Genomic DNA, 23,462 nt, shown 5'->3' with positions numbered 1-23,462 from the left:
GCCGTCCCTTCCGTATCCCTAAGGCACCAGACACACGCCGTACGTCACCAGACTAGCGGCGCAGCGCGCCCGGTTCGCCTGACTCCACGGCCTGGGTGGAGTCCAGATGCCCCCAGACGATCAGCCGGTGGCTGTGGCCCCATTCGGGATCGCACGTGGTCAGCGTCAGGTAGCGGCCCGGACGCGCGTATCCGGACTTCCGTGGCACAGGGTCGATGACGCCGATGTCGGTCGGGACGGTTTTGTAGGGCCCTTTGTCGATCCGATACGTGAACCAGGTGGTTCCGTCGGTGAGCACCACCGCGTCCCCGGGCCGCAGCCTCGGGAAGTCCTTGAGCGGATCGCCGTACGTGCGCCGGTGCCCGGCCACCGCGAAATTGCCCACCTGGCCGAGCCGGGCGGTGCCGCCGTAGTGCCCGAGTCCCTTCGCCAGGACGTCCCGGCCGGTGCCTTCGAGGACCGGCTTGTCCCACGTGGAACCGAGCCGGGGGATGTACATGATCGCGAACGGTTCGCCGTAGTGGTACGGCGCCGGGGGCGGGGGCACGGCGCCCGGGTCCGCCGGGGCCGTCGCCGCCGCGGCCGGCACGCTGCCGGTGGACCACTGCCGGTGCAGCCGGTCGATCTGGTCGTTCATGGCGCCGTCGGCCCGTACCCCGGTCCAGAAGAGGACGTAGGCGACGAAGAGCACGATCAGTGCGCCCACGGTGATGCACAGCTCGCTGAGGGTCCTCACGATCAGGCGCACCGGCGGCTCCTGGGCGGGCGGCTACTGCACGGGCTTCGCGTAGTGCAGGTCCACTGTGCCGGAGTAACCCGGAAGAGTCACCGTGCCGTCGTCGGTGACTTTCCAGCCGAGACCGTAGACGTTGACGTACACCATGTAGGTCTGGATCGCCTTGCTGTCCGCGAGCGACTTCTGGAGCCGCCCCGGGTCCCCGATCGCCGTGATCTTGTACGGCGGGGAGTAGACGCGGCCCTGGAGGATCAGCGTGTTGCCGACGCAGCGGACCGCGCTGGTGGAGATCAGCCGCTGGTCCATGACCTTGATGCCCTTGGCGCCGCCCTGCCACAGGGCGTTCACCACGGCCTGGAGGTCCTGCTGGTGGATGACCAGGTAGTCGGGCTGCGGCGGGGGGTAGCCGGGGAGCTTGGCGGTGGCGTTGGGCGGGGCGTCGTTCAGGGTGACGGTGACCGCCTTGCCGGTGAGTGCCTGGGTGCCCGCGCTCTTCTCCAGGCCGGTCAGCCGCCGGTCCTGGTCCTTGGTGCTGCCGCCGTCGCTCTTCGCCAGGGACTCCACGCCGTCGCGCAGCGAGGCGTTGGACTCGTCCAGGTCCTTGTTCTTGCGGCTGCGCTGCTGGATCAGGTCGGACAGCTTCAGCAGGGACCCGTCCTGGCGGATGTCGGTGCCCTTGGCCGTGTCGAAGCTGGTGAAGAAGATCAGGCCCGCGAGCGCGAAGACGGCGGCGGTGAGCATCCGCACCGGGCGCACCCGCGGTCCGCGACGGGGGCCGGAACCCATTGCTCCCGTACCGGGGGAGTCGGCAGAATTGCTCAACGTACCCTTGCTCTCCTTCGGCGCCACGGAAGCACTACGCTAACGGACGCCCGGGGGAGCACACAGAGTCGTCATGTTGGCCACTTGTACGCTGCCCGAGCCCGACCAGTTACCTGCGCGGCCACGCAGCGCATCGACAGGAGAGACCCTCGTGCCGAAGTCACGTATCCGCAAGAAGGCCGACTTCACGCCGCCGCCGGCGAAGCAGGCCGCGGCGATCAAGCTGAACAGCCACGGCTGGGTCGCCCCTGTCATGCTGGCCATGTTCGTCATCGGCCTGGCCTGGATCGTCGTCTTCTATGTGACCGACGGCTCGCTGCCCATCGACGCGCTGGACAACTGGAACATCGTGGTCGGCTTCGGCTTCATCGCCGCCGGATTCGGTGTCTCCACGCAGTGGAAGTAGCCCGGCTCCGCTGAGTTATCCACAGGCCCGAGGATTTCCACAAGCCCCTGGGGAAAAGACTACGATCTGTGGATAACTCATCGAGGGTTGACGCCGGTACGACTGGCGTACTGGTTGACACACACTCGTTCGCTCCCTGGATGACCTGCGAAAATACATCCGAGTGGTAGCAGGCGCAGCTGAGCCCGCACCGTGTGCACAAGATCCGCCACCCGCTGTGGACAACGGTTCGGTATCAGGTGAGCTGGGTCGTCCTGACCAGGGTGAGAACGGCCACCACCACGAGCACCACCGCACAGGTGCCGTACTGGACGAGCGCCCGGTTGCGGCGCGGGGCGTGCACCATGGCGTAGCCGGTGACGACGCCCGCCACCAGGCCGCCGACATGCGCCTGCCAGGCGATGTTGAAGTGCGGGGTGAAGGTGATGATCAGGTTGATCACGAGCAGGGCGAACAGCGGCCGCATGTCGTAGTTGAGCCGCCGCATCAGCACACCGGTGGCGCCGAAGAGCCCGAAGATCGCTCCGGAGGCACCGAGCGAGGGGGCGTTCGGGGCGGCGAGCAGATAGGTGAGCGCGCTGCCCGCGAGGCCCGAGACGGCGTACAGCGTGAGATAGCGGGCCCGGCCGAGCGCCGCCTCCAGAGGGCCGCCGATCCACCACAGGCTGAGCATGTTGAACAGCAGATGCGTGAACCCGCCATGCAGGAACATCGCGGTCAGCAGACGGTAGTACTGCCCCTGGGCAATGCCCTGCACACCCGGGAGCAGGGGCGTGTACGCCTGCCCGAGCAGCTCGAAGCGCTGGGTGAATCTCTCGCCGACGGCCAGCTGCACCAGGAACACGGCGATGTTGATCCCGATCAGCACCTTGGTGAGCAGCCGGGGGTCGGCCGTCATGGTGCCGCCGGCCAGGGTGCGCGGGCGGGCCGCCGCCATGGCGCGTCCGGCGCGGCCACCGCCCGGTGTGTGCGGGTGCGCGGGACCGCTGCCGCGGACGCACTCGGGGCACTGGAAACCGACGGAGGCGCTGACCATGCACTCGGGGCAGATGGGGCGCTCACAGCGGGTGCAGCGCACCCCGGTCTCACGGTCCGGGTGCCGATAGCACACGGGCACGCTCCGGGCGCCCGGCTCGCTGCTTGCGACGTGGTCCATGATCCCCTCGCTCCTCCGGCACTCCCCCGGCAGATACCCCGCCCCGCCCATCCTTACGGACGGGCGGGGCGTTTGGTTCCCCGTGGGGCGTTGCGTCAGCTCTCGCGGGTCTCGACGACGACCGACTCGATCACGACGTCCTGGGCCGGACGGTCGTTGCGACCGGTCTTCACGGCCGCGATCTCGTCCACGACCTTCTGGCCGGCGGGGTCGGCGACCTCACCGAAGATGGTGTGCTTGCCGGTCAGCCAGGTGGTCGGCGCGACGGTGATGAAGAACTGCGAGCCGTTGGTGCCCGGACCGGCGTTGGCCATGGCCAGCAGGTAGGGCTTGTTGAAGGAGAGGTCGGGGTGGAACTCGTCCTCGAACTTGTAGCCCGGACCACCGATGCCGGAGCCCAGCGGGTCACCGCCCTGGATCATGAAGCCGCTGATGACACGGTGGAAGATCGTGCCGTCGTACAGCGGGTCGGTGCTCGTCTTGCCCGATGCCGGGTGGGTCCACTCGCGCTCGCCCTTGGCCAGCTCGACAAAGTTCTTGACCGTCTTCGGCGCCTGGTTCGGGAACAGCCGGACCTCGATGTCGCCGTGGTTGGTCTTCAGGGTGGCGTAAAGCTGCTCGGCCACGATCTGCCTTCCGTCGTCTTCTGTCGTCTTCCTGTGACCTCCGATCCTCGCATGCATGGGCGCGCGCGGTGCCAGTCGGCCAACCGAAGGAGCGCGCGGCACCCATATGCCCGTCCGCGCATGCCGCGAGGACCGTTGGCAGGCATGATCCGTAAAAGGGTGGAAAGTCGAATTCCGTACGCCACCGAGGAGGAGGAAACCGTGACCCGCATTGACAGCGTGCGCGCCGCGACCGGATCGGCGAAGGACAGCGTGCTGCACGCCGCGGAAGTGGTGGCGCCCTACGCCGACACGGCCAAGGAGCGTGCCGCGTTCTACGCGCAGGAGGCACGCGTACGGCTCGCGCCCGTGGTGTCGCAGGCCGCGGAGCAGGCCCGCGAGCAGTACAACGCCCAGCTGGCCCCGCGCCTGGAACAGGCCCGGCGCACCTATGTCCCACCGAAGGTGGACCACGCCGCGCAGGAGGCGGCCTGCCGTACCCGCAAGGCCGCCCGGCAGGCCGCCGAGTACTCCCGCCCCCGGATCGAGCATGCGGTGGCCGTCGCCGCACCGGTGGCGGACGAGGCCGCGGCCCGGGGCGCCGCCGCGCTGGTCGCACTGCGCGGCCAGGTCTCCGCGCGGGACATCCAGAAGATGGCCCGGCGCAACGCCCGCAGGTGCCGGGCCGGCCGTACCGCGAAGATGGTGGCGCTGGCGGCCCTGGTGGCGGGCGGCGCCTTCGCGGCCTGGAAGTGGTGGGAGCGCCAGGCCAACCCCGAGTGGCTGGTCGAGCCGCCCGCCGCGACGGAGGTCCCCGAGCCGGGTGGTCTCGGCTCGGTGGACGGCAGCGGCGAGGAACACCCCTGATCATTCACCCGGAAACGGGCTCCTTCCGACGGAAGGAGCCCGTTTCACGTGAAACATCCGGTCCTCGTCCCGGCTCCTGCGTCCGGCCCCTGCCCTACCGGGCTCGCTCCATCTGCGACCTGGTCAGGGCGAACAGGATCAGCAGGTCCAGGGCCATGACGGGGATCGCCCAGCCCGGGTAGTACGGCACGAACATGAACTGGGTGATCAGGCTGACGCCCGCCGCCACCATGGCCAGCCCGCGGCCCCAGCTCATGCCCGCGAGCAGGCCGAAGCCCGCGACGACGAGCACGATGCCGATGATGAGGTGGATGATGCCCCAGGACGTCAGGCCGAAGTTGTAGGCGTACCCGGTCGACGTGACGAACAGCCTGTCGTTCGCGATGCCCGCCGCGCCCATGAGGATGCTGAGCGGCCCGCTGAGCATCAGCATGATCCCGGCTGCCATCGAAGCGCTGTCGACCGTGTGCCCGCCACCGGGTTGCCCGTGCCTCGTCTTGTCGGATGCCACCGTCATGGGCGTCGCCTTCCTGTGCGGCACGACCGAGGACATACGGCGGCCGTGCGAAGCCAGCTACGCTCCCCCTGACAGGATCACCGCAATCCGCCGGACCGGCGACCGCAGCCGCGGGACGCGCCCCGGGCCGTGAGCCCGGCGCCCGCGCGTTCCGCCGGCCTCGCCGCACCACGAAGCCCCCGGTGCCCGGCCGTCCGCGGGCGACTGGAATGATGGCAGCCGCCATGAACGTCCCGATACGGGCTGCCGCCGATCTGAGACTGCTGAGGGCCGCGGTGTTCTCAGCGGTGTGCGTGGCGCTGTCCGCGAGCGGGCACGTGGTGGCCTCGGGGTCGACGATCTCCCTGTGGTCCCTGGCGGCAGGCTGGGCCGGGATCGCCGGTGTGGCGGGGCTGCTGGCCGGACGGGAGCGATCGCTGCCGGGTATCGCGCTGACCCTGTTGGCGGGTGAGATCGGGCTGCACCTGCTGTTCTGTCTCGGACAGAACCCCGCGAGGACGGCCCCCTCCGTCGACCGCTCCGCCTCTGTGGTGGCCATGGCCGAACGACTGCTGTGCAACCCGCAGGCGGCTCACCTGACCCCGCTCGCCGCGGCTCGCATCCTGCGGCTGGCCCGGATCGATCCCTCCGGTGCCCTGTCCGCGCCGCACGGACCGGCCGGCATGACCGGAATGACGGGCATGCCGGGGATGACGGGGATGGCCGGTCATGGCGGTCTCACCGCGATGCTGGGCTCGATGTGCACGCCGCCGATGCTGGCGGCGCACGTGGCCGCGGCCGTGCTCACCGGCTGGGTGCTGCGCCGCTGCGAGGTCGCCCTGTGGCGAGCCGTCCGGCTGCCCGCGGTGGCGGCTCGCCACGTGAAACGTCTCACCCTGCTCTGGTGGTTGAGCGACCTGCTGGCCGCCGTCCGGCGCCGGCCGCTGGTGACCGGACTGCTGGAACGGGTCCTGGCCCTGCTCACCGCGCACCGCGGAACCGAGGAAGGCGGCACCCGGCGGTTCCGGTCCGCCATGCTGCGCACCTGCGCCGCCCGCCGCGGCCCGCCCGCACTCGCCCCGATGGCCTGAGACCTTCCGCACGCCCGGTCCGGGCCCGCGGGACGGCCGGCGGCCATCTCGCCGTGCCAAGGGCGCGAACTTCCGGTTCCGCACCCTCGCTTCCCCTTCGTGCCCCGCCCGGTCGATGGGCGGTGCCGCGTCGTGCCCGCCGAACGGCCGGGCCTCCGCCGCCGTCCCCGCGCGCCGGAGGGACCGTTCGCGTCGTCCGGCGCGGAACCGTGCGCGGGGGAGGAGGCGGTGCTCGCCCCTGTCCCGGCCCGCGCGCCGCGCCCTCGCGGAGCGGGCCGCACGCCCACCTCTTCCTCACGCAGGAGCTTCTCCATGCAGATCACATCCGCGCGCCGGGCCGGCGTGGCGGTGGCCCTCGCGGCCGCGAGCGGGTTCGGCCTGACCGCCTGCGGCGGCTCGTCCGGCGACGGCCCGGTCGCCGTCGTCTCCGGTCCCACCGCCTCGGCCGAGCCCGGCGTCATCCCGCTGGACCCGCCGGACGCCAAACCCGAACTGGCCCTCACCGACCAGGACGGGCACCGCTACGACCTGGTCGAGCAGACCGCGGGCCACCCGACCCTGCTGTACTTCGGCTACACCCACTGTCCGGACGTCTGCCCGACCACGATGGCCGACATCGCCCTGGCCGCGCGCAAACTCCCGGCCGCCGAACGGCAGAAGCTGCGGGTGGTCTTCGTCAGCACCGATCCCGACCGCGACACCCCCGAGCGGATCAAGCAGTGGCTCGGCGCGGTGGATCCGCACTTCGTCGGTCTGACCGGCGACTTCACCGCGGTGCAGCGCGCGGCCCGCAGTCTAGGCGTCGGGGTGTCCCCGCCGGTCAAGCACAAGGACGGCACCGAGACCGTCAGCCACGGCGCCGAAGTGATCGTCTTCTCGCCCAAGGACGACAAGGCCCACCTGCTCTACACCTCCGGCACGTCGGAACAGCGGTACACCGCCGACCTGCCCAAGATCGTCAATGGGGAGACACCGTGACGCGCCCGACCACCCTTACCCGCCCGCACCACCGCCTCCGGGTCCGCGCGAGCGCCGCCCTGCTGCTCGGCTGCGCCGCGCTGACCGGCTGCTCCGCCTCGTCCTCGGCGGCATCGCACGCCGCGCCCGCCTCCCCTTCGTCGTCCGCGTCGGCCGGGTCCGCGACGTACGACGAGCCGGTGCTGAAGGTGACCGGCGCCTATGTCCGGCAGCCGGTGACCGACGACATGGCCGCGGGCTACTTCACGATCACCAACTCGGGCCGGCAGCCCGACAAGCTGACCGGTGTGACCAGCGACATCGCCTCCATGGTGACGATGCACCGCACCACGGACAAGAACCAGATGGTGCCGGTGAAGGCGTTCACCGTCCCCGCGGGGGGCTCGCTGACCCTGCGCACGGGCGGCAACCACCTGATGTTCATGGGTCTGAAGAAGAGGCCGACGGCCGGCGAGACGGTCACTCTGCACCTGCGGTTCGCCGAGTCCGACTCGATCACCCTCCGGGTTCCGGTCAAGCCGACGACGTACCAGCCGGCGAACTGACCCCCGGCGAGGGCCCGCCCCGAGACAGCCGCGCACCCGAGGCCGCTCGGCCGGGCCCTCGCCGGCACCGCTTCCGAAACCCCACAGGCGCCACCCCGCTGCAAAGGCTTTGACATGTCAGACGACGTCACGCGGCACCACCACGACCACGACCGACGCCCCGGGCCAGGACCGGGCATCTCCCGCCGGCGGCTGCTGGGCACCGCGGGCACCGCCGGGGCCGCCGGCCTCATGGCCGGCGCGGTGGCGGGCGGTGCCGCGACCCACGCGACGACCGGCCACCCCACCCCCGTCACCTCGGTCGGCGCCACGGCCGTTCCGTTCCACGGGGCGCACCAGGCCGGCATCATCACCCCGCTGCGGGCCCAGGCCATCGGCCACCTCGCCGCCTTCGACCTGGCGAGCGGCACCGGCCGCAAGGAGGCCGCCGCGCTACTGCGCCGCTGGTCGGCCGCGGCCGAGGCGATGACCCAGGGCCGCGCGCCCGCCGGCGACGACCAGATCGCCCTCGACGCCGGGCCCTGCTCGCTGACCGTGACCTTCGGCTTCGGCCGCACCTTCTTCAGCAGAACGGGCCTCGCCCACCGCGCTCCGGCCGCGCTCGTGCCGGTCCCCCGCTTCCCCTCCGACGCGATCGACCCGAAGCGCAGTGACGGCGACCTGTGGATCCAGGTCGGCGCCGACGACCCGCTCGTCGGCTTCCACGCCCTGCACGTGCTGCAGAAGGCGGCGGCGGGGACGGCGGAGGTCCGCTGGCAGATGAGCGGCTTCAACCGGGCCCCCGGCGCCACCGCCCGCCCCAAGACCGTCCGCAACCTGATGGGCCAGATCGACGGCACCGGCAACCCCGAGCCGACCGGCAAGGACTTCGCCCGCACGATCTTCACCCGGCGCGGCGGCCCCGCCGACCAGGCATGGATGAACGGCGGCTCCTACGCCGTCGTACGCCGTATCCGCATGCTGCTCGGCCCCTGGGCCGACCTCACCCGCACCCAGCAGGAAGAGGTCATCGGGCGCCGCAAGGACACCGGAGCGCCCCTGTCCGCGCCCGCGGGAGCGTCCGAGACGACCCCGATGGAGCTGAACAGGTTCACCCGCGGCGGTTCCCTGGCCATCCCGGCGGACGCCCACATCCGCGTCGCCGCACCCGAGTCGAACGACGGAGCGGCCATGCTGCGCCGCGGCTTCTCCTACCACGACGGCTACCGCGCCGACGGCACCCCGGACGCGGGGCTGCTGTTCATCACCTGGCAAGCCGACCCGGAGGCGTTCATCAAGGTGCAGACCAAACTCGACGGCGCCGACCACCTGACCCGTTTCATCCGGCACGAGTCCAGCGCCGTCTTCGCCGTGCCGGGCGGGGCCGCGCCGGGCGAGTACGTCGGTCAGCGCCTGCTGGAGGGATGACATGACAGGCATGCACGACATGCAGCACATGCAGATGACACACATGACGGGGCCGATGTGGATGCCCACGGCGCCCCCGACCCTGGGACGGCTGCTGGCCTGGCATCCGCAGCCGCTGCCGGTGGAGCCCCTCGTCTGCCTGCTGGGCCTGGCCCTCTACGGCCTGGCGGTGTGGCGGCTGCGGCGGCGCGGCGACCACTGGCCGCACCACCGCACCCTGCTGTGGAGCGCGGGCGTGCTCACCGTCGCCGCCGTCACCTGCACCGGCCTGAACGGCTACGGCATGCAGATGTTCAGCGCGCACATGGTCCAGCACATGGTGCTGTCGATGCTGTCGCCGATCCTGCTGCTGCTCGGCGCGCCCATCACCCTGGCCCTGCGGGCGCTGCCGGCCGCCGGACGGGGCCGCACCGGCCCCCGGGAGATCCTCGTCCGGCTGGTGCACAGCCGCCTGGCACGGGTGGTCTCCTCGCCCTTCTTCACCTTGCCGCTGTTCATCGCGAGCCTGTACGGCCTGTACTTCACCCCGCTGTTCGACTTCTTCATGCACAGCTGGCTCGGCCATGAGTGGATGCTCGCCCACTTCCTGATGACCGGACTGCTGTTCTTCTGGCCCATCATGGGCGTCGACCCCGCGCCCCGCCGCCCCTCTCACGTGCTGCGCATGCTGGAACTGTTCATCGGCATGCCCTTCCACGCCTTCTTCGGTATCGCCGTGATGATGTCCAGCGGCCTGATCGTGGGCTTCTACGCCCATCCCCCGGCCGCCTGGCACCTCGACCCGCTCGCCGACCAGAACACCGGCGGCGGTATCGCCTGGGCGTTCAGCGAGATCCCCACCGTGCTGGTGCTGCTCGCCCTCCTCGTCCAGTGGGCCGCCAGCGACCGCCGCACCGCCGACCGCACCGACCGCCAGGCCCGGCGGGACCAGGACGCGGAACTCACCGCCTACAACGCCTACCTGGCCCGGCTCGCCGCCCACGACGGCCCCGCGTGAACCGGGCGGCTACGGAGAACGACAGGCCGCGGACGGGGACGCGTCGGCGGTTGACCGGCGGTATACCGTGGCGGACTCCGGGGCGGGCGCACGCCTCGAAAAGTTCCGGGGCGGTGGCGCTGTGACAGTCTCGCTACGTTTCTGTCGCATCACGCACACCAAATGTCTTCTTAAGTAAGTAACTTGAACAGATCAATGACCGCGGGGTTGGACCGCCTCCTGGGTCTTCGCGTCCATCGCGCCGAGACCCGCAGACCAAGGAGGCCGGGCGAAGGTGCCGATGGCGATTCGCCCAGGGTGCCGCCCTCCGCGCCGCCGGAGGAGCGCGTGGATGCCTGAAGGAGCACTCCACGTGAGGGGACAAGAAGTGAGGAGGCCGCGTGCAGCCTGAACGCGTATCGGAGCTCTCGGATCTGTTAACGCACGCGCGCAGAGCCAGAGCGGGCTTCGGCAACGCTGTCATGGTCCGGTCCGTCTCGGGGATGCGCTGCTCCGCCTTGCTCGGCGAGGTGACCGAACGCGTACGGCGCCTCGGCTGCGTGGTCCTGAGCCTGTCGTGCTCCCCCTCGGACACGTACAGCGAGTTCGCCGTCGTCCGCCAGATCGTGGCCGCCTCGCTCGAGTTCGCCGGCAAGGACAAGATCATCGAGGACGAGGAGCTGCTCCGCGAGGTGGCCGAGGGCTCGGTCCCGGTCGACCACCGGCTCTTCGAAGCGCTGCGGGAAGGCTTCGCCCAGGCCGCCCGCCGGCATCCGCTGGTGATCGTCGTCAACCACATCCAGTGGATGGACGAGACCTCGCTGCGCTGGTTCGGCTCGATGGTGCGCCACCTGAACAACCTGTCGGTCTTCCTGGTCCTGGCCCACCGCACGGACGAGACCCCGGTCGACCGGGCGCTGATCGACGAGATATCCAAGCGTGACCGCTGCCGTACCGTGACGCTCAGTCCGCTCTCCCCGCACAGTGTGCGTGCCGTGGTCGAGACCGCCTTTCCCGGTCAGCGGTGCGACGACGCGTTCGTGCAGGCCTGTGCCGCTGCCACCCTCGGCCGGCCCTCCCACCTGGACGGGCTGCTGGCGTCCCTGACCGCCGGCTCCGTCCCTCCCCGGGCGTCGCACGTCGAGCAGGTGCGGCGATGCGGGGAACGGCTGCAGGCCGAGGCCGCCGCCGGCCGGCTGCCGCGCCAGCCCGCCGACCTCCAGGAGGTCGCCGCGGTCGCGGCCGTCCTCGGTGAGGAGGGCAGCTGCGCGATGATCGCGGACATGCTCAACATGTACGGGGACACGATCTCGGGCTTGGTCGAGGGCCTGACCCAGGTGGGGATCTTCCGTGCGACGGGCGACTCCGAGCGCTACCGCTTCGGCAACGCCGCGCTACGCGGCCTCGTCTGCCGGGACATGCCCGCCGATGCGCGACGTGCCCTGCACATGCGTGCCGCCCGGCGGCTGAACGATCTGGCCGCCCCGCTGCATCAGGTCGCCCAGCACCTGCTCCAGGCCGATGTGGCCGGGGACGCGTGGGCGTGCGGTGTCCTGAAGGAAGCCGCGCAGGACGCGCTGGAGGCGGGAGACCCCAAGACGTGTGCCGAGTACGCGCGGCGGGTGCTGCGGGACCCGGTTCCGGAAGAGGTACGCGCCGAGGTCCTCTGGTTGCTGGGCCGCGCCGAGGTGCTCTTCGCTCCCGCGGCCGCCGACCGCCATCTGGGCGAGGCCGTACGCCTCTTCTCCGAGCCGGCGCGCCAGGCGGAGGCGATCGTGGAACGCGCCTACGCGCGGGTCCTGCGGCAGGGCAGCACCGAGTCGACGCTGCGTCCGCCCCGCGCCGCGGTCGCCCATGTCGACGTGAACGCCTTCGCCGAACTCGGCGACACGGAACTGGTTCTGAGTGTGCGGTCGCTGACCTGCGCCGTCCCTGGCCGGGACGCCGTGCCGATCCCGGAGTCGCTCGGCCGGCCCGGCGTGAGCGACACGCTCGGCATCACTCCCGGCGAGCGGGAGCTGCTGGCATCCGTCGGCGGCGATCTCGCCTGCCGGTCCGAACCCCGCGACGTCCCGCTGGAGTTGGTGCAGCGGGCACTGGCGGGTGAGCGGCCGGCCGGCAGCGCCTCGATCGTGCTGCTGCTGCGCTGTATCACCGTATTGACGTGGGCAGGACATCTGCGTGAGGCTCAGCACTGGGCCGATCACATGCTGGCCGGAGCGCTGCGCCAGGACGCGCTCTTCCCTCAGGTGATCGCCCGCTGCCAGCGCGCCGACATCGCGTTGCGGATGGGCGATCTGCCCGTCGCGCTCACCGAGGCCGAGCGGGCGCTGGTGCTCACCGAAACCCAGCACGAGGTGAAGAGCTGCCATGCCGTCGCGCTGACCGCGGTCGCCAGGGTCCGGGGTGCCATGGGTCATCACGAGGAGTCCGTCGGCCTGCTCCAGGGGCTCCACGACCTGCCCGCGAGCGCCCTCGGCATTCGCGGCATGTTCCGCCTGAAGTCGGGAGACCACCTGCGCGCGCTCACCGACCTGATGGAGTGCGGGCAGAGGTTGCAGGCCCTGGACATCGTCAACCCCGCCCTGAGCGCGTGGCGCAGCTGCGCCGCGCTGGCATGGAAGGGGCTCGGCAATGCCGCGGAGGCCCGCCGGCTCGCGGAGAAGGAGGTCGAACTGGCCCGGCGCTGGGGCGCTCCCGCGGTCGTGGGCCAGGCGTTGCGCACGCTGGGCGCGGTGACCTCGGGGGCGCCCGCGGAGCGCGCGCTCGCCGAGTCCGTGTCGCTGCTCGAACAGACCGATGCACGGCTCCAGTTGGCGCTGTCACTCGTGGCGGCGGGCAAGGCGCTCGGGCAGAAGGGTTCTCTCGTGCAGGCCCGGCAATCGCTGCGCAGGGGAATGCGGCTCGCCGAGGAGTCGGGGGCGCGGTCGCTCACGGCGGAGGCGCACAGTTCGCTGCTCGCCGCGGGGGGACGGCTTCGGCGCGCCCCGGTGTCCGGGCTCCCGGCCCTCACCCCGACCGAGCGTCGCATCGCCGCGCACGCGGCCGACGGCAGGACGAACAAGGGCATAGCCGAGCTGCTGCACATCACCCCGCGCACCGTCGAGGTGCATCTCACCCGCGTCTACGGCAAATTGTCCATACCCGGACGGAACGCCCTGCCCGACGCCCTGGGCTCGGCGTAGCGCCCCGGCACCGGGCCCCCGGTACCGACCGGAGGCCGTGCCACGGCCCGGCGACCCACCGCCACGCCCGCCCTGGAGCGGGGCGGTGGGTCGCCGCTTTCGGGGCTACCGGCGCCCCACCACGGCGAATCCCAGCAGCAGGACGAAGCCGTCACCGGCCACGAAGCGCTGCCAGGCGGTCAGCGCCCGGACGTACGCGGTCATGCTGACGGCTCCACGTTCGACCAGTGGCAGCAGCCGCTCCGGGGACAACTGTGGCTCCAGAGCCGCCAGTCCCACCTCGTCGCTGGTGTAGGCGAACGGCCGCACGGTCACGTCCGTGTAGCCGGCGTCCCTGAGCACGCGGGGCAGGCGCCGGGCGATCAGCCGGTCCCCGCCGTCCGCGGACTGCGCCGCGCCGAGCGCGCGGAAGGCGTCCTGGGAGAACGCCGACATGTCGGGCTCCGCGATCCCCCACAGCCCGGCATCGATGTCGATCACGGCCAGGTGCCCGCCCGGCCGCAGGACCCTGCGCAGTTCCCGTGCCGCCGCGACCGGCTCCGACAGGTGCTGGAAGACGTACCGCGACAGCACCAGGTCGAACGTCTCGTCCGCGAACGGCGTCGCGCCCAGGTCGCCCAGCAGCAGCTCCGGTTCGGCCCCGGCCGCCCGGCGGGCGGCCGCCCGCTCCAGGAGTCCGGGGTGCGCGTCCAGCCCGACGACCCTGGTCCCCGGCAGGGCGGCGCTCAATTCGGCGGTCACCGCACCGCTGCCGCACCCCGCGTCCAGCACCGCCCCGCCCCCGGACGGAGCCAGCGGCTGAAGGATGCGCCACTCATGAGCCCAGGTCAGCGACGCCTGATGCTCCAAGCGCTCAACCTCGCTGTCGAATCCGCCCAGCTCCGCCTCCGGACGGTAGCTGCGGGCGCCCCGTCCCGCGTCACCCATGGCGCCGCTCCACCCGCATCAGCAGACCGTCCCGCGGCCGCAGCGTGACCAGGGCCTCGGGGACCACCGTGGTGCCGGGTGCCTGGGTCAGCCGGAGCCGCTGCATGACGACCGTGAGGACGAGCATCGCCTCCGTCGTGGCGAATGCCTGCCCGACACAGATGCGGGGACCACCGCCGAACGGCAGATACGAGTGCCCCGCCCGGCCGTGCCGGTGCTCCGGCGCGAACCGCTCGGGCCGGTACTCCTCGGGCGCCTCCCAGTGCTCCGGATGCCGGTGCATCGTCCACGGGCTGACGCACACCAGCGTGCCGGCGGGGATACGGAGCCCGCCGAGCATGTCGTCGTCCACCGCCATCCGGGAGATCAGCCACACCGGAGGGAACAGCCGGACGGCCTCGTCGAAGCACTGCCTGGTGTAGGTCAGTGCGGCCAGGTCCGCGGCGGTCGGCAGCCGGTCGCCCACGACCCGGTCGATCTCGTCCCGTACCCGCGCCGCGTGCTCGGGGTGCCGGTCAAGCAGGTGGAGCGTCCAGCTCAGGGCCTTCGCGGTGGTCTCGTGACCGGCCATGACCATGGTCAGGACCTGGTCGTGCAACTCCTCGTCGGACAGGGCGTCGCCGTGCTCGTCGCGGGCGCCCAGCATCGTGTCCAGCAGGTCCGCGTGGTGCCCGTCCGAGCCGGTCAGCCGCCGGGCCTCGATCATGGTGCCGACCACCCTGTCCAGGAACGTCTTCGCGCCCGAGTACGCCCGCAGCCGGGCCCGGAAGTCCTCGTCCGCGGGCGGGTTCCCGTCGAAGTGCCCGATGAAGCGGTTGATGTCGTCGACAGCCTGCCCGAAACCGCGTCCGGCCGCCGACAGTTCGGAGCCGAGCAGCGCGGATGCCACCACCCGCAGGGTGAGTGCCGTGAAGTCGTGGTCCACGCGGACGGTCTCGCCGCGGTCGGCCGCCTCGCCCCAGGCGGTGGCCAGGTCGACGGCCGCCTCGACCATCAGCCCGTCGAACGACTCGACCGCCACGCGCCGGAAGGACGGCGCGCACAGTCGCCGCTGGCGCTCCCACTGCGCGCCGTTGCTGGTGAGCAGCCCCTTGCCGAGCAGCGGGGTCAGCATGAAGTCGTCCGGCGTCCCGGCCTTCGTGTAGTTGGTGTAGTTGTCCTTCAGGATGTGCCGGGCGAGTTCGGGCGAGTTGGCGAACCACACTCTCTCGCCGCGGGTGACATGGCTGCACAGGTCGCCGTACTCGGCGACCAGGTTCTCGAGGAAGGCGAGCGGAGCCGCGCGGATGCCGGCCAGTTCCAGATCCTCCGGCGGCCCGGGAGGGCGGCCGGGGGAGCCGGCTGCCGGGGCGGCGCCGGACAGCGAGGGGCGGGGCATGACAGTCTCCTTCAGATCTGCGGGGGTCAGGACATCTGCCGCTGGACGAGGCGGTAGAACATGCCGTCGTCGTCCCGGAGCAGTTCGTCCGGGCTGCCGGCCTGCACGAGCCGGCCGGCGTCCAGGACCAGCACCCGGTCGGCCCGCATCACGGTCGACAGCCGGTGCGCGATCACGATGCGGCTGGCGTTCAGCCGCCGCATGCTCTGCGTGACGATCTCCTGGGTGCGGTTGTCCAGCGCGCTGGTGGCCTCGTCGAAGAAGAGGATGCGGGGGCGGCCGATCAGCGCGCGGGCGATCATGAGCCGCTGCCGCTGGCCGGCCGACAGCGTCGTCGCCCCTTCGGACAGCACGGTGTGCATGCCCATCGGCATCCGCCCGAGGTCCTCGTCGAGGCCGGCCATCTCCGCGGCCTCCCATGCCTCGTCGAGCGTGTAGTTGCCCATGCCGCAGATGTTGGACAGGACGCTGCCGGCGAAGAGCTGTCCGTTCTGGAGCACGACGCCGCACTGCCGGCGGACGGCCGTCACGTCGAGCGAGGACAGGTCCTGGCCGTCGTAGAGGACCGCTCCGGTGGTGGGCTCGTCGAACCCGATGAGCAGTCTGAGCAGCGTCGACTTCCCGCATCCCGTGGGACCCACGATGGCGACGAACTCGCCGGGCCGGACCTGGAAGCTGACGTCGTGCAGTACCGGCGGCTGGTCCTCGTGATAGCGGAAGGTGACGTTGCTGACCTCGATCTCGCCGTACAGATCGCCGGGCGACTCCTTGACGGCCGACACCTCCGGCACCGCGGAGATCACCGGCTCCAGCCCGTCGAAGAGCGGTACCACGGCCGACGCCATGGTGACGCTCCCGGTGATCTGCACGCAGGCCGCCAGCATCAGCCCGAAGGCGCTGTTGAACGTCAGGAAGCCGCTGGTGGACATCTGGTGCCGCGCCGGGCCGCCCACGAGGGCGAACAGCAGCAGCGTACAGACGAGCAGGTAACCGGAGTTGAAGACGGTGACCACGTTCTGGAGGCGGCGGGCGCGGGAGGACAGCCGCCGGGACCGGGCGAATCCCAGGGCCCAGTGGGAGTACGCCCGGTCCTCCGCCACGGCGACGCGCAGCTTGGACAGACCGCCGAGCATCTGGAAGAGGATTCCGGCGAGTTTGTGGTCGTGCTCGGTCAGTCGCTTCTGCCACTTGGTCTGCTTGATCCCCACGATCAGGCAGATCCCGCCGCCGCCGAGTGCCAGGGCCAGCGCCATCAGAGCCAGCGGGACGCTGTAGAAGAACAGCAGCGTCATATTGGTGAGGAAGGTCAGACAGCCCAGTACCACCTGGGTGGTGAGGCCGGAGAGCACCTCCCGGATGGTGCTGATGCCCATCGCGGAGTTGCTCAGCTCGCCGGTGGAGACCTTGGTGAAGAACCCGGTGGGAAGCCGCAGGAGCCGGTCCCACACCGCGGCCTGCGCCCGCCCCTCGAAGCGGCCTTCGAGCCGCAGCAGCGACAGGTTCTGGACCGCCGACAGAGCCGCCGACAGCAGCGCGGCGGCGAACAGGACCACGCACACCTGTGTCACGGGCCCCCGGTCGGCGTGCGGCACCAGGGTGCCGAGGACCTTACCGGTGAGCACCGGGATCAGCAGTCCGAGCAGGGCCGCGGCCAGCCCGAGTCCGAGCATCACCCCCGCGTCCCGCCCGCTGCCGCGCAGGCCGAAGCGGATCAGATCGCCTCGGGTCAGGGCTTCGTCCGGCAGCGGCGGGTAGAACATCCACGCCGTCTTCTCCAGCCGCGCGGCATAACCCTGGCCGACCGCCACGGACTTGCCGCCGGACTCCCGCGCCTCGTACCGGCCGCGGCGCCAGATCAGCGCCACCGGGGTGCGCTTGGCGCCGGACGCCTCCGAGGAGCCCTCCGGCGCCGCGGGGTCGTCCGGGGCCAGGTGGGCGAAGAGCGGCCCCAGGTCCGTCCGCCACCAGGTGCCGTCCAGCCGGATCTGGCGGGTGCGGAACCGCGAGGACACCGCGATCCGCTCCACGGGGCCCAGCCGGGCGTCGGACGCCTCCGAGGTGGAGCCCCGGGTGACGGCGACGCCCGAGGCGTGCCCGACGACGCGGGCGACCGCCAGGTAGGCGTCCTGGTCGGACGGGTCGAGGTCGCCGCCCCCCGGCAGCTTGAACGGGTCGAGCACGGACCCCAGAGCGCGTGCGGAACGCTGCAGCGACTCGGCGTCCAGCTTGCGGCGCTGCCTCATCTCGCGGCGGCCCGCGGCCCGCCGGATGATCATCCGGTCGGCCAGCCTCCGCATGAGAAGGCGCTGGTGGGACAGGACCTCGCCGAGGAAGTCCGGGTCGGCCATGATCTCCGGGGTGCGCAGGACACCCACCACCGCGCCCTTTTCGGAGGCCACCCAGTCCGACTCGGTGACCAGGATCCGTTTCGTGACTCGCCCCGGCCAGCCGATGGTGTCCATCGCGTCGGGCGCGGGCCGCGGGGGATCGTGGCGGGCCGGGGCGGGCTGAGACGGCGGGGCGGGCGCGGCGGGTCCGGGGAACGCGTCCCGCTCGTTCACGTCCGTCAGGGCCAGTCCGACGGATCCCTGTATCACCTGGATCCAGACCGCGCCGTCGACCGAGCGTGCCATGGCCCCCGGCGCCAGCCGCGCGCGCCGCGACGACCCGGATCCCGCCTCGGTGTTCTCCGTCTCCAGCGGGACGAACTCCCGCGGCGGCAGCTCGGTCCGCACGGCGTCGGCCAGTGCCACGAACCCGGCGTCCAGTCCGTCCGCCAGGTGGGCCGCCAGCCGGCTCGGCGGCCGGCCGCCCTCCGGGGAGCCGCCGTGTCCGGCGCCTGGCAGCGCGAGGGCGAGCGCCTCGCTCAGCAGGCAGGAGCGCACGGCCCCGCCGGGCAGCGGTTTGCCGACGAGGGTCGGCCCGTCGGGCCGGGCGCCGCACAGCACGGTGCCGGTCCCGACGCGGCACAGGAAGGTCCACCGCCCGCCCTCCTCCGGGCTGGCGGCGAAGAGGTCCAGCATGCCCTCGGTGACGAACCAGATCCGCCCGGGGACGTTCAGAGCGAAGGCGCTGTCCGTCTGCGGCGGAGTGAGGACCATCGCGAGTTCGTGCAGATCCAGCGCTTCCTGGCCGTACCTGAACGGGAAGAAGGATGTGGTCACTGCTTCACTGCTCCCGGATCAGGTCGGCGTACAGTCCATCGGCCTTGACGAGCGTCTCGTGCGTGCCGCGCTGCACCACCCGGCCGTGGTCCAGGACGAGGATCTCGTCGCTGTCCCGGATCGTCGACAGCCGGTGGGCGATGATCACGCAAGCGCAGCCGAGCCGGCGGAGGTTGTCGTCGATACGCTTCTCGGTCTCCGCGTCCAGGGCGCTGGTGGCCTCGTCGAGCACCATGACGCTGGGCCCGCGGACGAGTGCGCGGGCGATCTCCAGACGCTGGCGCTGCCCGCCCGAGAAGTTCGAGCCGCCCTCGGCGACGAAGCTGCCGAGCGTGCCCGGCCGGGAGGCCACGACGTCGTAGACCTCCGCGTGGCGCAGCGCCCGGACGATCCGCTCGTCCGGGATGGAGGTGTCCCACAGGGTGACGTTCTCCCGGACCGTGCCCTCGAAGAGGAAGATCTCCTGGTCGACGAAGGCCACCGAGTTGCCGAGGGTGTCGCGGGCGTAGTCCCGGCGTTCCCGGCCGTCGAAGAGGATCTGACCGGACCACGGCTCGTACAGACCCGCGATGAGCCGGCTCACCGTGGACTTCCCGCTGCCCGAGCCGCCCACCAGCGCCACGCGCTCTCCGGGCCGCACGGTCAGGTCGAAGTCGCGCAGCAGCGGTTCCCCCAGCGGGCTGTAGCCGAAGGTGACACCGCGCAGGTCCACGCTCGCGGCGCTGCTGGGCCGGCGGGCGGCCGGGTTCTTCACGGGAGCGGCGAGCCGGGCCGGTTCCTGCGGCCGCGGCTCCGGCGCCGCTCCGCCGCCGTCCGCCTGGTCGGTGAAGTCCGAGGCGAGCGGGAACCGCTCGATGTCCTTCAGCCGGTTGATGTCGGCGGCCACGTCCTGCACCCGCGGTCCCAGGTTGGTCAACTGCGAGACCGGACGGGTGAAGTTGGTGACCAGCGTCTGGAAGGCGACCAGCAGACCGATGGAGATGCTCCCGCTGATCGCCTTGTGACCGCCGATCAGCAGGATGCAGCCGCTGTCCACCGCCGCCAGGAGCGGGGGTACGACGGCGAGCAGCGCGGTGGGGGTGCCGAGGACCTGCGACCCCGACACCACCTTGGCCTGGAAGCCCGCCCAGCGCCCGAAGTAGTCGTTCTCCGAACCGGACGCCTTCATCGTCTCGATGAGCTGGAGACCGTTGAACGACGCCGCGGTCAACCGCGCCCGGTCCGCCCGGAGTTTGGTCACCGCGTCGCTGCGCAGCCGGGACACCAGGCGCAGCACCACGATGTTCAGCAGCGCCACCCCGACGCCGATCACGGTCAGCTCGGTGTCGTAGGTCCACAGCAGTACGGCGTAGAAGACCACGAGCAGCGCGCTGACGGCAGCCGTCGCCACATCCCTGGACAGGATCTCGGCGACCCGGTCGTTGGAGGCGACTCGTTGGGAGATCTCCGCCGGATTGCGTTGCGTGAAGAAGACCACGGGCAGCCGTAGCAGGTGCTTGACGACGCGGGCCGAACTCCGGATCGCCGTCGACGACTCCACCCGCAGCAGATGCGCCTGCTGCAGCAGGGTCAGTACCACGGTCACCACCGCGGCCGCCCCCATCGCGCCGAGCAGCGGGGTGACGAAGGAGTGGTCGCCGTTGTTCAGCACCCGGTCGATGAAGGCCCGGGTGAAGGCGGGGACCGCCACACCGGGGACGATCAGCAGGATGCTGGCCAGGAGCGCCAGCAGCAGCGCGCCGCCGTTGCTGCTGTATCGCGCGTACAGGTCCGAGAGGACGCGCGGGCGGCGGCCACCGCGCTTGAAGTCCGGCCCGCGCTCGAAGGTGAGGACGACGCCGGTGAAGCTCTTGTCGAACTCGTCGAGGCCGATCGTGCGCTTCCCGGACGCCGGGTCGTTGAGGTGGACCACGGGCCGTCCGAACCGCTTGCCCATGCCCTCGTAGACCACGAAGTGGTTGAAGTTCCAGAAGAGGATCGTCGGCGGCCGCAGGTTCCGCAGCCGTTCCACCTCCATCTGCCGGCCGCCGGCCAGCAGGCCGTAACTCCGTGCCGCCCGCAGCAGGTTGGCCGCCTTGGCGCCGTCACGGGAGACACCACAGGCCGTCCGCAGCTCCTCCACCGGGACGAACCGTCCGAAGAAGCCCAGCACCATGCCCAGCGAGGCGGCGCCGCACTCGACCGCCTCCAGCTGGATCACGGTGGGGGTCTTGACGCGCATCCGGTTCCTGGCGCGCTCCACGCGATTGCGCCGACCGCGTCCGCCGCCGCGGAAGGTCTGTCCGTCCGCCGCCTCCTGGTGGGCGGGCCCGCCCGGCGGCGCGGGCTGTGGGGATTTCCGAGTCGTCATTTGGGCAGCAGCCAATCGATAGGACGCTCACCGGGCAGTCGGCCGATGCCGGTGACCTGGGTCCACGAGTTGATACGGAACGGCGGCCCCGAGGCCGTGGTCCAGCGGTAACCGCTGGAGAGCTTGGCGTCGGGCTCCAGGTCGACGGTGATCCGCACCGGCCCGCCCTTGCTCAGCAGTTGCGTGGCCAGCAGCTGGTTCCCGCCCAGGAAGTCCAGTATCTGCTGCTCGGTCTGGGGGAACGGGTCCACGGCGGTGACCTTTCCGCGCAGCAGGCCGAACGCCTGCGCGGGAGCCGATGCCACGTCCATGTCCACCCGGTCGCCGACCTTCAACATGCCGGCCTTGGCCGCGGGGGCGAACAGGACGGCCACCATCCGGTCGTTCTTGCCGTCGGTGCGCTCCACCGTCATGAACGTCGCGCCCGCGGAGACGTACTGCCCGTCGGCGACCAGCAGGGCGATCGCCCGGCCGGCGAACGGGGCCCTCACCACCTGGGTCCCCCCCTGGGGCTCGACCAGGGACAGCACCGGAGCGCCCTTGGCCACCACGGCCCCGACGTCGACGTAGACGTTCGACACCATCCCGCTCTGCGGACTCTCGACCTTCGAGACCCCCTGGGGATGCGTGAGGATGCCGGGCACGTCCACGCTGCGGGCGAGTTCGCCCTGGTACGACCACACCAGGCCGCCGGCGAGGATCGCCGCCACCAGAGCCAGCACCATCCACGCGCGCGGCCGGGCCAGGCGCACAGGGCTGTCCAGGTCGTCGGGCCGGCGCAGGTTCTCCAGTGCCTTACGCCGGAACTCCATCGCCGCCCTCCTTCCCGCGGCTGCCGAGCAGGAACTCGCCGACGGTCGACTCGCTCTCCCACGGCAACCCGGAGGCGAGGGCGAAGGCGTCGGAGTCGCCGCCGCCGAGCCCGCAGCCCGCGAGCCCCATCGCGGTGGCTACGCTGTACATCACCTGGTAGAGCACCCCCACGTGCTTGAGCACCAGGGCGTAGCCCATCGTCGAGTACTTCCACATCACCCGCCCGAAGCGCGCCGTGATCAGCAGCGTCACCTGCGGCGGCTCGGACATCTGCGCGGTCGCGCGGGACATCTCGGCGAGACGGGTGAGCGCCGGACCGGGCTCGGCCACCAGTTCCAGCCGGTGTCCTTCGGGGTCGTAGTGGTAGAGGCCCGGTGCCACCCCGTCCACCCGGTGGATCAGCGGGTAGATCTCCAGCTCGTACGCCCGGCCGCCGGACGGGTAGGGCCGGTCGCCCAGTTGCTGCGCACCGTCCTGGTAGCGGCCCCGGTTGCGCGCGCTGCGGTACAGGAACTCGCCCAGCTGCTCGGTCGTGAGCGGCGCCGCGCCGTCGTGCAGCCGCAGCGACTTGCGGTCCTCCAGCACGTCGGTGAGGGTCGGGTCGCTCGCGCGCAGCGCCTGTAGGTCCACTCCGGGGAGCTCCACCGAGCGGCCGTCGAAGGACGGCCGGACCGCGGGCAGCGGCTCGGCGACGTCCTTGGCCCAGTACGTGCCGCCGTACGGCAGGTCGTGGCGTCCGACGCGGGTACGGCTGTGGAACCACAGCTCGTGCGGCGACCACTGCGCGAAGCGGAAGTCCTCCTCGGCGGCGCCGCTCCGCGGCACCAGGAAGCCGTGCCGGGCCAGGGCACTCAGCAGCGCCGGGACCGCTTCGGGGTAGTCGACCGGGTACGCCGGCGCGTCCTCGGGCTCGCCGGGGCCCGGCCGCTCGCCCGGCGCCGCGGGCAGCGAGGCCAGCAGCCCGGCCAGCGCCGGATCGTGCAGTTCCGCGGCGACGTGCGCCAGCGGCGACTCCAGCACCATGCCCGTGCCCTCGGCGCGCAGCACGGCGAACCGGGACATCCGCAACTCGGCCGGGGCGGCGTCGTGCTGGGGAGCGGGCGGGACGGCGGGGCCGAGCGGGCGGAAGGTCAGCACGGGCGCCCCCGCGACCTCCAGGGTGACGGAGAGCCAGCCGCCGGCCCGCAGCCTCTTCAGGAGCCCCGGCATCTTGAGCATGCCCATCTCGCCCTCGTGGCCGCGGACGACGTCCAGCAGCGCGTCGGCGTCCACCTGCTGGGCGGCGAGCAGCTCGACGGCCGCCGCCTGACCGGGTGACAGAACGCCCAGCGACGTACCGCGCTGCCCGATGAAGATCTGGGTCGCCCCGCTGGGAACGGGGACGACGCGGGCGCCGGGGTGAAGACGCAGCAGTTCTCCGACACGCGCCGGGTCGGGAGCGGTCGAGGGTTTGCTGATGACGCCGTTGGGATCGTGACCAGTCATGACATCTCCAGAGAGACTGCGGTGGGAAAAGCCCTGCCGCGGGGCAGGGCGGTGACGGCCGAGGCCGCCGCCACC

The 23,462-nt window shown here is 71.6% G+C and carries 19 protein-coding genes; 8 read left to right on the top strand and 11 right to left on the bottom strand.

Annotated elements, in window-relative coordinates:
* Positions 1 to 52: 52 nt before the first annotated feature.
* Together VT52_RS18970 and VT52_RS18965 are read right to left on the bottom strand one after the other, a co-directional pair.
* Positions 53 to 748: a class E sortase gene (locus VT52_RS18970; protein WP_046423652.1), complete on the bottom strand. Its 696-nt coding sequence runs from the start codon at positions 746 to 748 to the stop codon at positions 53 to 55.
* 21 nt (positions 749 to 769) lie between these two features.
* Positions 770 to 1,558, bottom strand: a complete 789-nt coding sequence (locus VT52_RS18965) for a DUF881 domain-containing protein (protein WP_046423653.1) — start codon at positions 1,556 to 1,558, stop codon at positions 770 to 772.
* A 151-nt stretch (positions 1,559 to 1,709) separates the two neighbouring features.
* Here VT52_RS18965 and crgA point away from each other — a divergent pair, with 151 nt between their 5' ends.
* A complete protein-coding gene (gene crgA, locus VT52_RS18960) occupies positions 1,710 to 1,964 on the top strand; it encodes a cell division protein CrgA (RefSeq protein ID WP_046423655.1) in 255 nt (84 codons plus the stop codon).
* Positions 1,965 to 2,199: 235 nt separating this feature from the next.
* Here crgA and VT52_RS18955 read toward each other — a convergent pair whose 3' ends face one another.
* Together VT52_RS18955 and VT52_RS18950 are read right to left on the bottom strand one after the other, a co-directional pair.
* On the bottom strand, positions 2,200 to 3,120 hold the full coding sequence (locus VT52_RS18955) for a rhomboid family intramembrane serine protease (RefSeq protein WP_046423657.1): 921 nt from the start codon (positions 3,118 to 3,120) through the stop codon (positions 2,200 to 2,202).
* A 95-nt stretch (positions 3,121 to 3,215) separates the two neighbouring features.
* Positions 3,216 to 3,746, bottom strand: a complete 531-nt coding sequence (locus tag VT52_RS18950; protein ID WP_046423659.1) for a peptidylprolyl isomerase — start codon at positions 3,744 to 3,746, stop codon at positions 3,216 to 3,218.
* Positions 3,747 to 3,947: 201 nt separating this feature from the next.
* Between VT52_RS18950 and VT52_RS18945 the strand changes: the two genes are divergently transcribed.
* Complete coding sequence (locus VT52_RS18945; protein WP_046423660.1) at positions 3,948 to 4,592, top strand: DUF5324 family protein; 645 nt, start codon at positions 3,948 to 3,950, stop codon at positions 4,590 to 4,592.
* Positions 4,593 to 4,686: 94 nt separating this feature from the next.
* Here the strand turns inward: VT52_RS18945 and VT52_RS18940 are convergent, their stop codons facing one another.
* The gene (locus VT52_RS18940; protein WP_206306557.1) at positions 4,687 to 5,109 is read right to left on the bottom strand and encodes a DUF7144 family membrane protein; all 423 of its coding nucleotides are present in this window, start codon (positions 5,107 to 5,109) and stop codon (positions 4,687 to 4,689) included.
* A 224-nt stretch (positions 5,110 to 5,333) separates the two neighbouring features.
* On the opposite strand from VT52_RS18940, the gene VT52_RS18935 reads away from it, so the two are divergent.
* The 6 genes from VT52_RS18935 (at position 5,334) to VT52_RS18910 (ending at position 13,270) form a co-directional block, all read left to right on the top strand.
* On the top strand, positions 5,334 to 6,179 hold the full coding sequence (locus VT52_RS18935; protein ID WP_046423661.1) for a hypothetical protein: 846 nt from the start codon (positions 5,334 to 5,336) through the stop codon (positions 6,177 to 6,179).
* A gap of 312 nt (positions 6,180 to 6,491) precedes the next feature.
* On the top strand, positions 6,492 to 7,157 hold the full coding sequence (locus tag VT52_RS18930) for an SCO family protein (protein ID WP_046423662.1): 666 nt from the start codon (positions 6,492 to 6,494) through the stop codon (positions 7,155 to 7,157).
* Entirely contained in the window at positions 7,154 to 7,702 is a 549-nt protein-coding gene (locus VT52_RS18925; RefSeq protein WP_046423663.1) for a copper chaperone PCu(A)C, read from the top strand. The genes VT52_RS18930 and VT52_RS18925 overlap by 4 nt, the downstream gene beginning before the upstream one ends.
* A gap of 114 nt (positions 7,703 to 7,816) precedes the next feature.
* A complete protein-coding gene (gene efeB, locus VT52_RS18920; protein WP_079175127.1) occupies positions 7,817 to 9,109 on the top strand; it encodes an iron uptake transporter deferrochelatase/peroxidase subunit in 1,293 nt (430 codons plus the stop codon).
* Positions 9,110 to 9,143: 34 nt separating this feature from the next.
* The gene (locus tag VT52_RS18915) at positions 9,144 to 10,106 is read left to right on the top strand and encodes a cytochrome c oxidase assembly protein (RefSeq protein ID WP_046423683.1); all 963 of its coding nucleotides are present in this window, start codon (positions 9,144 to 9,146) and stop codon (positions 10,104 to 10,106) included.
* Positions 10,107 to 10,486: 380 nt separating this feature from the next.
* Positions 10,487 to 13,270, top strand: coding sequence for a helix-turn-helix transcriptional regulator (locus tag VT52_RS18910; RefSeq protein WP_079175126.1), 2,784 nt, complete (start codon positions 10,487 to 10,489; stop codon positions 13,268 to 13,270).
* Positions 13,271 to 13,375: 105 nt separating this feature from the next.
* On the opposite strand, the gene VT52_RS18905 is transcribed toward VT52_RS18910, so the two are convergent.
* From VT52_RS18905 to VT52_RS18880, 6 genes are read right to left on the bottom strand one after another with little or no spacing between them, the layout of a single operon-like run.
* Positions 13,376 to 14,197 (bottom strand): methyltransferase domain-containing protein, encoded by an 822-nt coding sequence (locus VT52_RS18905; protein WP_053055569.1) that lies wholly within the window; start codon positions 14,195 to 14,197, stop codon positions 13,376 to 13,378.
* Positions 14,190 to 15,575 carry a cytochrome P450 gene (locus tag VT52_RS18900; RefSeq protein WP_046423668.1) on the bottom strand — a complete coding sequence of 462 codons (1,386 nt, stop codon included), beginning with the start codon at positions 15,573 to 15,575 and terminating at the stop codon, positions 14,190 to 14,192. The genes VT52_RS18905 and VT52_RS18900 overlap by 8 nt, the downstream gene beginning before the upstream one ends.
* 26 nt (positions 15,576 to 15,601) lie before the next feature.
* Positions 15,602 to 18,739 (bottom strand): NHLP bacteriocin export ABC transporter permease/ATPase subunit, encoded by a 3,138-nt coding sequence (locus VT52_RS18895; RefSeq protein WP_053055570.1) that lies wholly within the window; start codon positions 18,737 to 18,739, stop codon positions 15,602 to 15,604.
* Positions 18,740 to 18,743: 4 nt separating this feature from the next.
* On the bottom strand, positions 18,744 to 21,089 hold the full coding sequence (locus tag VT52_RS18890; RefSeq protein ID WP_079175125.1) for an NHLP family bacteriocin export ABC transporter peptidase/permease/ATPase subunit: 2,346 nt from the start codon (positions 21,087 to 21,089) through the stop codon (positions 18,744 to 18,746).
* Positions 21,086 to 21,901, bottom strand: coding sequence for an HlyD family efflux transporter periplasmic adaptor subunit (locus tag VT52_RS18885; protein ID WP_046423670.1), 816 nt, complete (start codon positions 21,899 to 21,901; stop codon positions 21,086 to 21,088). The genes VT52_RS18890 and VT52_RS18885 overlap by 4 nt, the downstream gene beginning before the upstream one ends.
* Positions 21,885 to 23,387 carry a SagB family peptide dehydrogenase gene (locus VT52_RS18880; protein ID WP_053055571.1) on the bottom strand — a complete coding sequence of 501 codons (1,503 nt, stop codon included), beginning with the start codon at positions 23,385 to 23,387 and terminating at the stop codon, positions 21,885 to 21,887. The genes VT52_RS18885 and VT52_RS18880 overlap by 17 nt, the downstream gene beginning before the upstream one ends.
* Positions 23,388 to 23,462 lie beyond the last annotated feature (75 nt).

The organism is Streptomyces malaysiense (assembly GCF_000980885.2).
Taxonomy (GTDB): Bacteria; Actinomycetota; Actinomycetes; order Streptomycetales; family Streptomycetaceae; genus Streptomyces; species Streptomyces malaysiense.
This window is presented reverse-complemented; position numbering and strand designations above follow the sequence as displayed.

Coding starts and splice junctions, on each gene's coding strand:
- VT52_RS18930 (WP_046423662.1), top strand. CDS start 6,492: ATGCAGATCACATCCGCGCGCCGGGCCGGCGTGGCGGTGGCCCTCGCG.
- VT52_RS18890 (WP_079175125.1), bottom strand. CDS start 21,089: ATGACGACTCGGAAATCCCCACAGCCCGCGCCGCCGGGCGGGCCCGCC.
- VT52_RS18900 (WP_046423668.1), bottom strand. CDS start 15,575: ATGCCCCGCCCCTCGCTGTCCGGCGCCGCCCCGGCAGCCGGCTCCCCC.
- VT52_RS18915 (WP_046423683.1), top strand. CDS start 9,144: ATGACACACATGACGGGGCCGATGTGGATGCCCACGGCGCCCCCGACC.
- VT52_RS18955 (WP_046423657.1), bottom strand. CDS start 3,120: ATGGACCACGTCGCAAGCAGCGAGCCGGGCGCCCGGAGCGTGCCCGTG.
- VT52_RS18880 (WP_053055571.1), bottom strand. CDS start 23,387: ATGACTGGTCACGATCCCAACGGCGTCATCAGCAAACCCTCGACCGCT.
- VT52_RS18940 (WP_206306557.1), bottom strand. CDS start 5,109: ATGACGGTGGCATCCGACAAGACGAGGCACGGGCAACCCGGTGGCGGG.
- VT52_RS18935 (WP_046423661.1), top strand. CDS start 5,334: ATGAACGTCCCGATACGGGCTGCCGCCGATCTGAGACTGCTGAGGGCC.
- VT52_RS18905 (WP_053055569.1), bottom strand. CDS start 14,197: ATGGGTGACGCGGGACGGGGCGCCCGCAGCTACCGTCCGGAGGCGGAG.
- efeB (WP_079175127.1), top strand. CDS start 7,817: ATGTCAGACGACGTCACGCGGCACCACCACGACCACGACCGACGCCCC.
- VT52_RS18885 (WP_046423670.1), bottom strand. CDS start 21,901: ATGGAGTTCCGGCGTAAGGCACTGGAGAACCTGCGCCGGCCCGACGAC.